This is a genomic window from Pseudomonas sp. (assembly GCF_030696055.1).
GTDB lineage: Bacteria > Pseudomonadota > Gammaproteobacteria > Pseudomonadales > Pseudomonadaceae > Aquipseudomonas.
The window spans coordinates 1-10,416 of sequence record NZ_JAUYNP010000251.1 but is presented as its reverse complement, the minus strand read 5'-3'; the positions used below and the strand labels follow the sequence as shown (position 1 = coordinate 10,416).

Genomic DNA, 10,416 nt, shown 5'->3' with positions numbered 1-10,416 from the left:
AGAGCCAGACAAGGCAAAAACAGCCGAGGAAGCGCAGTTTACGAGCTGTAAATGAGCATTCCGAGGCTGTTTTTAACGCCGGATGGCCGACGCGCAGCAGATCGTAAACAGGTTCTTAGCGGCGGGCCATTAACCGCCGGTACTGCCGGGTGCGCCGTGCGCTGTTAAAGCGTTCCAGCAGCAAGGCGCGCAGTGGCGACACCTGCGGCCGGGGTGCGCGTCCGCGGCTGAGTTGGCGCAGCTGGAACTTCACCACCGCCATATACGCCAGGGAGGCCAGCACCTTGTTCCTCCAGGCGATGGGCGCCAGTTGCGGCTGGCTGTCCTGGCCGGCGCGCCACTCGCGCGGCAAATCTGGGTTGACCGCCAGGGCGGTGGCGATGCCGGCCATGGCGACACCGCTGGCCAATACCTGCTCCACCACGGCGCGGCGGCGAATGCCGCCGGTGACCATTATCGGCATCTTCGCCACGCCAGCGATCTCGGCGGCGAACTCCAGAAAGTAGGCTTCCCGCGCCAGGGTCCGCCCATCGCGGGCATCGCCCTGCATGGCCGGGGCTTCGTAGCTGCCGCCGGACAGCTCGACCAGATCGACGGCCAGCTCGTTGAGCATCTCCACCACGCGGCGGGCGTCCACCGCCTCGAAACCGCCGCGCTGGAAATCCGCCGAGTTGAGTTTCACCGCCACGCAGAACTGCGGGCTGACCACGGCGCGCACCGCCCGGACTATCTCCAACAGCAGGCGCGCGCGATTGTCCAGGGCGCCGCCCCATTGGTCGCTGCGCTGGTTGCTTAGCGGCGAGAGAAACTGGCTGAGCAGATAACCGTGCGCCGCATGGATTTGCACCCCGCTAAAGCCGGCTTCTTCGGCCAGTTGCGCGGTGCGCACGAAGCGCTGGATCAGCTCGGCGATATCCGCCTCGTCCATGGCCTTGGGCACCGCGAACAGCTTCGACAAACGCCCCAGCTGCAGCGCCACGCTCGACGGCGCCCAGGCTTGCTGGCCGAGATTGGCCTGTATCTGCCGCCCCGGGTGGTTGGTCTGCAGCCAGAACTGCGCGCCCTTGGAGCGGCCGATTTGCGCCCACTGGCGGAATTTCTCCAGTTGCGCCCCATCTTCCAGCACCACCCCAGCAGGGCCGGTCATGGCGCGGCTATCGATCATCACGTTGCCGCTGAGCAGCAACCCGGCCTCGCCCTCGGCCCAGCTCTGGTAGAGGCGCAGCAGCTCGGCGGAAGGCGCCTGCTGGGCATCCGCCATATTTTCCTCCATGGCCGCCTTGGCGATGCGGTTGGGAATCAGGGTGCCATTGGGCAGTTGCAGCGGTTGAAAAAGCGACATGACGGGCTCCTCGTGGACGACGCGAGGATGCTAAGGTTAAAGTTAACTTTAATGTCAAGCAGCGCGGAGACGGCAGCATGAAGATCGGTGAATTGGCCAAGCGCAGCGGTCTGCCGCCCTCGCGCCTGCGCTTCTATGAAAGCAGCGGCCTGATCGGTGCCGTGCAACGCAAGGCCAACGGTTACCGCGAGTACTCGCCGCAAACCCTGCACACCCTGGAGATCATCACCTGCGCCCAGCAGGCGGGTTTCAGCCTGGAGGAGATCCGCCGCTTGCTGCCGAGCGCCGACCAGTCGCCCAGACCCCACGACGAATTGCTCGCCAGCCTGCGCGGCAAAGTCGCCGAGATCGAAGCCCTGCAGCAGCGCTTGGCGCAGAACAAGGCGCAGCTGCTGACGATCATCGACAACATCGAGAACAAGCCCGAAGGCATGCCCTGCACGGAAAATGCCGAACGCGTGCTTACCCGTATTCGCGGCGAAACGCGCTAACCCGCCAGGGTGAGGCTATTGGAAACGCTGCAGTAGGCGTTCGAGCCGATCGAGTCGGGCGGTTTCCACGGCGATCTGCGCCAGGATCTTCGCGCGTTTGTCGGCCAGCGCGGCGAGCAGGTTGGGGCAGTTTTTCGGCGGCTGGCGCAGGTTCGGCAGCGCGACGCGAATCTCATCGAGGCTGAAGCCGATTTCCTGGGCGGCGCGGATAAAGTTCAGCACCACCAGGCTGTGCGCGTCGTAGTCCCGATAACCATTGCTGCGCCGCGGGGCCGGCTCCAGCAGGCCGATACGCTCGTAGTAACGAATGGTGTCGCGACTAAGGCCCGATTGGCGTTCGAGTTCGGCGATCAACATGGCGCTTGACTGTGGAGTGGGGTCCATAGCTTAGGGTATCTGCACCCCAATCGCTCGCAAGGTTCAACCATGCAAATCCACTGCGCAGACGGCCGCGAATTGGCCGCCACACTTTATCCCCAGAGCACGTCACGGCGCCGTGGCGTGCTGCTGGTCAACTCCGCCACCGGCGTACCCCAGGGTTTCTATCGCCACTTCGCCGAGTATTTCGCGGCCGCCGGCTACGCCGTGCTGACCTGGGATGCCCGCGGCATCGGCGCCTCCCGCCAGGGCCCGGCCAAGCACGACGGTGCGCGCATGCGCGACTGGGCCCAGCTGGATCTGCAAGCCGCGCTGCAGGCCACGGTCGAGCAGCTGCAAGTACCCTGGAGCGAGATCAGCCTGATCGGCCACAGCTCCGGCGGCCACCTCAGCGGCCTGGCGCCGGCCCTGCAACAGGTGCCGCGCCTGGTGCTGCTGGCCTCCGGCACCTGCAGCTGGCGCCTCTATCCGCGCCGGCAATGGCCACGCCTGATCGGCGCCTGGTACCTGCTCACCCCGCTGTTGCTGCGCAGTTTCGGCTACCTGCCGGCGCGCCTCGGCGTGGGTCACGACATACCGCCCGGCGTGGCCAGGGACTGGCGCGACTGGAGCCTGAACCCCGACTACCTGTTTTCCGATCCCCAGCTCGATACCCGGGGTTATCGCCACTACGCGGGCCAGATCCTCTCCCTGTCGTTCGCCGACGACCAGGCCTTCGCCCCCGCCGCCACAGTGCAGGACCTGCTGCGCCACTTCCCGGCCGCCCAACGCGAGCATCGGGAAATCCGCGCGCAGGATCACGGGCTCAAAGGCATCGGTCATTTCGGCTTCTTCCAGCCGCGTAACCAGGTGCTGTGGCCGCTGCTGGAAAGCTGGTTGGCGCAGCAGCCCAACGCCGCCTGAATAAACAGCCTCAGCTCAACGCCTGGTTCGGCTGCGCGGCGCCGCGCCAGACCTGCAGCGCCCGCTGCTCGGCCCCCGACAGCAGCCAGCCGCTGCGCGCGCCCACCAGGGTGCTGACCGCATGGGCGCGGCCCAGCGGGTGGTGGCGGGCGAGGAATAACGCGCTGTCGCGCAGCCAGGCCAGACTGCGGCTATGGGACTGGAACAGCGGCGTGAGCAAGCGGCTGGCCTGGCGGTAGTAACGCAGGTGCGCGCGCCGGCTGCCGGCATAGGCGTTAAACACCGCCGACCAATCGACGGCGGCTTGATCCGCCGGCGCCTGGGCCATCAAGGCCGTATCCAGCGCCGCGGCATCCACCAGGGCCATATTGGCGCCCTGGCCCAGTTGCGGGCTCATGGCGTGGGCGCAGTCGCCGATGGCCAGCACCCGGCCGTCATGCCAGCGCTGCATGCGCACATCGGCGTAGACGGCCAGGGTCAGCTGCTCGGGGCGTTCGATCAGCTGCACGAAAGGCTCGGCGGCGCTGCCGGCCAGTTGCAGCACCTGGGCCTTCCAGGCTTCGAGTCCGGCCTCGCGCCAGGCGCCGAACTGCGCCACCGGCAGGCTCCAGAACAGGCTGCTCAAGCGCTGTTCGCGGGCCTGGTGGGTGCGCCCGGTGGGCATCACACCGAACATCTGCGCACAGTCTCGGTACCACTGGCGCAGATCGCTGGAATCGCTGCCCGCCGGCGTCGGCACTATGCTCCACAGCGCGCCCCAGGGATAAGGCTGCAGCCATTGTTTGACCTGCATCTGAGCGCGCAGGGTCGAGCGCACACCATCGGCCAGAATCAACGAAGTGAAATCCCCATAGGGCTGCTCCATGCCCTGCTCGTCCTGGCGATACAGGCGCACATGGCTGACGGTCTGGGTAAAGCGGCTGATAGTCACCCCGCTGTCGATGCTCACCCCGGCCTGTTGCGCGGCCTCGAGCAAGGCGGTCAGCAGCACGCTGCGGTGGATGCCCATGCCGAAGCTGCCGGGCTGCCAATGCTCGTAACGGGTGTCCAGAATCACCCGACCATTGCCGGCTGTGGTGCCATACAGCCGACTGACCGGCGCGCCCAGGCCGCCGCACTCATCCAGCAGCCGCAGGCTGTGCAATACCGCCAGGCCCGAAGGCTGCAGCAACACCCCGGCGCCCACCGGCTGCAGCTCGGGCACCCGCTCCAGCACGCGCACGGCAAAACCCTGGCGCGCCAGGAAAATCGCACTGGCCAGACCCGCGGTCCCCGCCCCCACTATCGCAATCGGCAATCCCTTCACAGCCAGTCTCCGCTATTCGACCGCGCGGATTCTAACCCTCAAGGTACTGGCACAGAGCAACGGCCAACCGCGCCGCGACTATCATTGCAACAGTGCAAGCCAATCCGCAGTGCCAACGCCATCAGCCAGTTAGGCTGAGCGCCGGCACTAGTCTGGGCCCTGCCACTGCCGCCATATCCACAAGAATTCTTGCCTGTCATTTGCTGTGAGTCTCTATGCGCAAGGCCTTACTGCTACTGCTACTACTGATCGGCTCGCTGCCGCTGAGCGCCCAGGCCCAGCGCGAGGTCATCGCCTGGACCTATCACCTGTTGCCGCCCTTTATCATCGACTACGACAAGCAGCAGGGCCTGTCCTTCGACTTGCTCGAACTGCTCAACCAGCACCGGGAAAACCGCGGGCGCTTTCGCTTCCAACTGCACTACCTGCCGCGCAAGCGCCTGGACATCCTGCTGCACGCAGGCAGTGCCGGATTGGTGCTGTGGGTCAGCCCGATCTTCTTCGACGATCGGCTGAGCAAACACTATCGCTGGACCTCCGCCCTGCTGTACGACCAGCAGAGTTTTCTCTCCCTGGCCGAGCAGCCCTTCGCCTATCGCGGTCCCGAGTCCCTGTATGGGCGCACCCTGGGCGGCGTGCTCGGGCACCAGTATCAGGGCATTCAGGAGGCTATCGACAAGGGCCTGATCCAGCGCGAAGACGTGCCGATAGACGAGCAGAACCTCAACAAACTGCTGTCCAAACGCATCGACCTGATCCTTATCCCGCGCTCCACCGCGCGCTACTACAGCCGCCAACAGGGACTCAGCGAGCAGCTGTATTTCTCCCCTACGCCACTGAGCAGCTACAGCCGCCAGTTGCTCCTGCAGCCGAGCCTGGATGCCGATGCGGCCGCCTTTATCCAAGACGCCACCGCCAGCCTGGCGCACAACCCGGACTGGCGGAAGCTGCTGGAAAAATACGGCCTCGATTAAGCGTCTGCCGAACGGGCTTTAAAGAAGGCTATGCACCAGTTATGCGTTGCACGTAGCTTTTGTAGGGTGGGTGGCGCCGAGCAGGGGTTGAGCGGCAACTGCTGTATGGGGGCGCCTTGATGCGGTGGCGGGAGCAATTGCTCGCCGAACCCAGCAACACCTGAGCAGGCGCGCGCTGGTTCTGCGGCTTACTGGGCGAGCGGCAGAATATCGAAACCCTTGCGGTTATCGCTGATGATGCGGAAGTTCTGCGTGCTTCCCGCCTCGACCTTGACCGCCAGCTCGCGGCGCAGGCGGCCCTTGCCGCACAGGGTGTCATCCATCTCGTCGATGCCGATGCCCAGCACCCGGGTGCCGACCGGCACCTGGAAACTCGCCGCCTCGCCCACCGCGATGCGCGCCGCCACTGTGCGGTCCACCAGCACGGCCACATAACAGCCACCGCCCATGCCGCCGAAATCCCGCTGCACCACCAACCGGCCACCCGTGCCGAGCGGCTGCTGGTAACCCAGCAAACGCTCGGCGGCGACCTGCTTAACCTGCCCCGGGCCGGCCTGCCAGGATGAACAACCGGCCAGCAGCACCAGCGGTAACACGACACCAATCAATCGCATGGGAGCCCTCCATGGGCGTAAGAACAGCGAGGGGAAACGTACAGAAGCGCTTGAGTATTGACCCGGGCGCGGCAGGCCTCAAGTAAAGACTGGCCGCGCCTGCTGCGGGGTTAGCTCGCCATGCGCTGCAGCAGGCGCGCCTGCAGCTGCGCAAGCGCCGCCGGGTCGGCCTTGACGCTGGCATGCACGCCCAGCGTCTCGCCGGCGTAGCGCGGCACTATATGCATATGCAGATGGAACACCGTCTGCCCCGCCGGCGCGCCGTTGAACTGCGCCACCTGCACCCCGGCCGGTTCCAGCTCGTCCACCAGCACCCGGGTCAGGCGCTGCACCACGGCCATCAGCTTGGCCAGATTATCCGCGTCGATCTCCAGGATATTGCGCGCCGCCGCCCGCTTGGGCACCACCAGGCAATGACCGTAGGACTGCGGAAACACATCGAGGAAGGCCAGCACATCCTCGTCCTCGTACAGCTTGTAGCAAGGGGCCTCGCCGCGAATGATCTGGGCGAAGATATTCTGCGCATCGTAAGTGCCGTGCAGGCTCATCGGGGTTCTCCGTATAACCGTGGGTCGATGGGCGCACCATAGCGGTTTGCGCCCGCGGGAAAAACTCCATGATAAGGACGCACAGGGTGCGCCGCCCAGCCGCTGCAGGTATCTTCTGCGCACCGCCGTTATCTGGGACCCACCGACCATGCGCACGCCCCTCCTTCACGCCGCCCTCCTCTGCGCCTCGGCGCTGTACGCGGCTGCCGCGCAGGCCAAGGTCGAGGTCGAGGCCGCGCGCCAGCAGAGCCTGGGTTCGGTGCTGGCGGCCAAGATCTCCGAGGACATCGCCCCCGGCGACTACGAAGCCCTGCTCGCAGGCATCAAGGCCAACCCGGGCCAGTTCAACCGCAAGATAGTGCTGCTGGACAATATCGGCGGCAGCGCGTCCGAGGCCATCCGCATGGGCCGCCTGCTGCGCGAGACCGGCTTCGACGCCTTGGTGCCCTCCACCGGCGTGTGCCAGGGCAGCTGCATCTACCTGCTGGCCGCCGGCCACAAGAAGACCGTCAGCGGCTCCGTCGGCCTGCACCGCCCGCACTTTCCCAGCGGCGAATCGGCCCAGGCGCAAGCCAGCCACCGGGACGTGCGCTACAGCCCGGCCGCCTATTTTCGCGAAATGCATGTGCCCAGTCGGTTGGCGGAGGAAATGCAGCGCATCGCCCCGCAAAGCATGCGCCTGCTCTCGGCCCAGGAACTGACACGCTATAAGCTCAATTGATGCCTGGCCGGGGCCACGACTTGGCCGTGACGTTAAGCCAATGGTATGGCTTGCGAGATGGGGTTGACGTGGCTAAGGTCGGAATAACTGACCACAAAGGGCCGGCATCGCTGGCTGAGCTTCACCAACGCATCGTGGGAAGCCCGCCCGTACCGGGCGAGTGCCGGGCCAGGCTCGGCTAACAAGCATGGAGGCTTTATGCGTATTGGATTCTGGAAGTTGTTTACCGCCCTCGGCCTGCTGCTCGCAACGGCCTACCTGCTGAACCCCTTCGCCATCCCCAGCCTCGACCCACGCGCTCGCCTGCTCGGCTTGGTGCCCTACGCCATCCCCGCCAACTCCATGGCGCCTACGCTCAAGCGCGGTGACGTGATAGTCGCGAGCGTATGGGCCTATATCTTGGGCGAACCACAGCGCGGCGATCTGGTGGTATTCGAGGCGCCGCGTACGCCCGAGGTGAATTACGTGAAGCGGGTGATGGGGCTGCCGGGGGATCGGGTGGCCATGCGTGATGGGCAACTTTTTATCAATGGCCAGGCGCTGGCCGAACCTTACCTGAACCCCGACCAGAGTCATGCCACACCGGACTCGCTGAATATGGAAGAGCGGCTGGTGCCTGAGGGGGAGTTTTTTATGCTGGGAGATAACCGGCATAACTCGAATGACAGTCGGTATTGGGGGATGGTGGCGAGGGGGAAATTGATTGGGCGGGTGGAGAAGACGCTATGAATATATGGAAAATAAATACCCCTTTCCCCCTCAATCCGGACGACAGAATACTAATCAGAGCTTGGCTCTATGTGCTGGGCGAACCGCAAAGGGGTGCTGGTGGTTTTATTGCCAATAACTTGATAAGGAAAAACCATGGAACTCAAAATAAAAACAGTTTCTAAAGACTCAATATTTTGTGAAGAATTCAAGCACCTTCAAACAAACAACATCATTGACTTATCAAAGCCGATATCAATTCTTTACGGTCCAAATGGAACAGGAAAAACCAGTCTCGCAGAGACCCTCAACAAAAAACCAGGCACAAAATATGAATTAGAAATCAACAATACTACGCACACAAGCACAACCAACGATATATTTCACGTAATACATGACCAAAACGGGAGAAATCTCATCATAGGAGAAACCCAAGACTTCATCTTGGGAGAGAACATAAAAAGAGAATACGAACTAAAAAGAAATCTCGACGAATCATTTGATACATTATTCAGGAAAAATCTTCCTGCAACGCTTAAAACCAGCTTCAATATCACCAAAAAAAGCACCCCCTTCGACATCATAATCACAAATAAAACACTGCTCAGCTTTATTTCAGACATCGCAAATAACAAGTCCAAAGGGAACGGCATCGATAGAGCCAAATTCCTAGAAGCGGTGCAACACCTCCACCCCAGTGAAATTCCGGAACACAACGAGATAAAATCATCCTTCTTCATTTCAGACTTCGAAAAAGAAGACTCGATAATAAGAAAGACCCAAGAAACTTTAAAAAAACCACCTCACAAAGAGGAAGCCATAGAAACAATCAATGAAACAAAAGATGCAGTAATCATACTCAAAAAATACAACAAAAAGTCTGAATGCATTGTTTGCGACAACAACATAGAAAGAGAAAAACTTCTGCTAAAAAAAGAAGACTTAAGCAAACAAGCCTTTAACTCCCTAAGCCAGCAAGCCAAAAATATAATTGAAGAAATATTAAACAAAATCAGCAACACCGATCCTTTCGAAATACACCAAGCATTAACAATCGCATTAAACGAAGGAAACCTTGAGCCAGCCGAAAAACTACTTATTGACTTCGAAGAACACTCCAAAATCTACAACGCAAGAATCACCAATGCTTTCATCGAAGCAACTGCCCAATTCAATCTAAGTGAAACATACAACGAATACTCTCAAATATTATTAGAAAAACCAGAATTCGAAGATGAGGACATAGTATTTATCAGTCAATTCCTCAGCGAAAGTCTCGATAGAAAAATAGAGCTCTCACGAGATGAAAATAAAAACCTGAAACTTTTACTGGGCGGCAATGAGTTTCTAAACAAAGAAAGAACCAATCTCCACCTAAGCAACGGAGAACAGAACTTCCTTTCGCTATCATTCGAACTACTAAAATCCAAGAAAACTGACGATAAAATAATCGTCTTAGATGACCCAATCTCAAGCTTCGACTCAATTTACAAAAACAAAATTGCATACTCAATACTAAAAATACTCAACAACAAAAACTCAATAATACTCACACACAACACCGACCTAATAAAATTACTCGAGCATCAAAAGCAAAACTGCTTCAACCTATACTTCCTGAACAACACCCCAGGAGAAATGAACGGATTCATCCAAGTAAACTCAAGAGAAACTAAAATACTCATCTACCTACATGAGTTAATAAATCTTCTACGCGACGAAATAACAGATCAAATAATAGACGAGAAAAATTTCCTGATAGCTTTAACGCCATTCATGCGAGGGTATTGCCAAATTACAGGAAGAAATGAAGAAAAGGACAAGCTCACCAGCATAATGCACGGCTACAAGACAGACAAAATCAACCTATCGGAAATATATAACGCACTATTCTCAAATAAAGTCATTAAAGACACTCATATCATTAGCGCCCAAGACATAATCAAAATAGATCCATCGGAAATAAAAATCATTAAAACTGAAAACTACCCTCTCCTAAGCAAAACACTAAATCACACATTCAGCTACTTGTACTTACGCCTAGTCACTGAAAAAACCCTAGCCGACAAATTCAAAATAAACACAAACAAATTCGAACTACTGACCCAAATCATAGACCAATCATTTAAGCACTCAGACAACTCCCAAATATCCAACAGAGTATTTTTTCTATCAAGAAAAACCCTACTAAACGAATTCAACCACTTTGAAATAGATATGAACATATTCCAGCCCGCCATAGATATAACTAACAAAGCACTAGAAAAAGAAAAATCCGAAATACTAGATCGACTAAAAAATCTATAGGACAACAGGTGGCAGACTTATTGTCTGCCATTTTTTTCTAAACAAACGCCATCACCATAAATAACAAAATTCTCTCAACACCACTTACCCGTTTCGCCCTTACGGCGAGTTACTTTCTCTTTGC

The 10,416-nt window shown here is 58.7% G+C and carries 11 protein-coding genes; 6 read left to right on the top strand and 5 right to left on the bottom strand.

The window, feature by feature from the left end; all coding sequences use genetic code 11:
* Window positions 1-115: 115 nt before the first annotated feature.
* Window positions 116-1,342, bottom strand: a complete 1,227-nt coding sequence (locus tag Q8Q83_RS14930) for an NADH:flavin oxidoreductase/NADH oxidase family protein (protein WP_305624925.1) — start codon at window positions 1,340-1,342, stop codon at window positions 116-118.
* A gap of 77 nt (window positions 1,343-1,419) precedes the next feature.
* Here Q8Q83_RS14930 and Q8Q83_RS14925 point away from each other — a divergent pair, with 77 nt between their 5' ends.
* Entirely contained in the window at window positions 1,420-1,833 is a 414-nt protein-coding gene (locus Q8Q83_RS14925; RefSeq protein WP_305624924.1) for a MerR family transcriptional regulator, read from the top strand.
* A gap of 15 nt (window positions 1,834-1,848) precedes the next feature.
* Here Q8Q83_RS14925 and Q8Q83_RS14920 read toward each other — a convergent pair whose 3' ends face one another.
* The gene (locus Q8Q83_RS14920; RefSeq protein ID WP_305624923.1) at window positions 1,849-2,190 is read right to left on the bottom strand and encodes a MerR family transcriptional regulator; all 342 of its coding nucleotides are present in this window, start codon (window positions 2,188-2,190) and stop codon (window positions 1,849-1,851) included.
* Between the two features lie 69 nt (window positions 2,191-2,259).
* Here Q8Q83_RS14920 and Q8Q83_RS14915 point away from each other — a divergent pair, with 69 nt between their 5' ends.
* The gene (locus Q8Q83_RS14915) at window positions 2,260-3,114 is read left to right on the top strand and encodes an alpha/beta fold hydrolase (protein ID WP_305624922.1); all 855 of its coding nucleotides are present in this window, start codon (window positions 2,260-2,262) and stop codon (window positions 3,112-3,114) included.
* A gap of 10 nt (window positions 3,115-3,124) precedes the next feature.
* On the opposite strand, the gene Q8Q83_RS14910 is transcribed toward Q8Q83_RS14915, so the two are convergent.
* Window positions 3,125-4,420: an NAD(P)/FAD-dependent oxidoreductase gene (locus Q8Q83_RS14910; RefSeq protein ID WP_305624921.1), complete on the bottom strand. Its 1,296-nt coding sequence runs from the start codon at window positions 4,418-4,420 to the stop codon at window positions 3,125-3,127.
* Between the two features lie 215 nt (window positions 4,421-4,635).
* On the opposite strand from Q8Q83_RS14910, the gene Q8Q83_RS14905 reads away from it, so the two are divergent.
* Window positions 4,636-5,394: an ABC transporter substrate-binding protein gene (locus tag Q8Q83_RS14905; RefSeq protein WP_305624920.1), complete on the top strand. Its 759-nt coding sequence runs from the start codon at window positions 4,636-4,638 to the stop codon at window positions 5,392-5,394.
* Between the two features lie 188 nt (window positions 5,395-5,582).
* Here the strand turns inward: Q8Q83_RS14905 and Q8Q83_RS14900 are convergent, their stop codons facing one another.
* Together Q8Q83_RS14900 and Q8Q83_RS14895 are read right to left on the bottom strand one after the other, a co-directional pair.
* A complete protein-coding gene (locus Q8Q83_RS14900) occupies window positions 5,583-6,008 on the bottom strand; it encodes a 3-isopropylmalate dehydratase (RefSeq protein WP_305624919.1) in 426 nt (141 codons plus the stop codon).
* A gap of 110 nt (window positions 6,009-6,118) precedes the next feature.
* Window positions 6,119-6,556, bottom strand: a complete 438-nt coding sequence (locus tag Q8Q83_RS14895; protein WP_305624918.1) for an HIT family protein — start codon at window positions 6,554-6,556, stop codon at window positions 6,119-6,121.
* Window positions 6,557-6,704: 148 nt separating this feature from the next.
* Between Q8Q83_RS14895 and Q8Q83_RS14890 the strand changes: the two genes are divergently transcribed.
* The 3 genes from Q8Q83_RS14890 (at window position 6,705) to Q8Q83_RS14880 (ending at window position 10,292) form a co-directional block, all read left to right on the top strand.
* A complete protein-coding gene (locus Q8Q83_RS14890; protein WP_305624917.1) occupies window positions 6,705-7,277 on the top strand; it encodes a hypothetical protein in 573 nt (190 codons plus the stop codon).
* A gap of 198 nt (window positions 7,278-7,475) precedes the next feature.
* A complete protein-coding gene (gene lepB / locus Q8Q83_RS14885; protein ID WP_305624916.1) occupies window positions 7,476-8,006 on the top strand; it encodes a signal peptidase I in 531 nt (176 codons plus the stop codon).
* Window positions 8,007-8,141: 135 nt separating this feature from the next.
* Window positions 8,142-10,292, top strand: a complete 2,151-nt coding sequence (locus tag Q8Q83_RS14880) for an AAA family ATPase (RefSeq protein WP_305624915.1) — start codon at window positions 8,142-8,144, stop codon at window positions 10,290-10,292.
* Window positions 10,293-10,416: the final 124 nt, after the last annotated feature.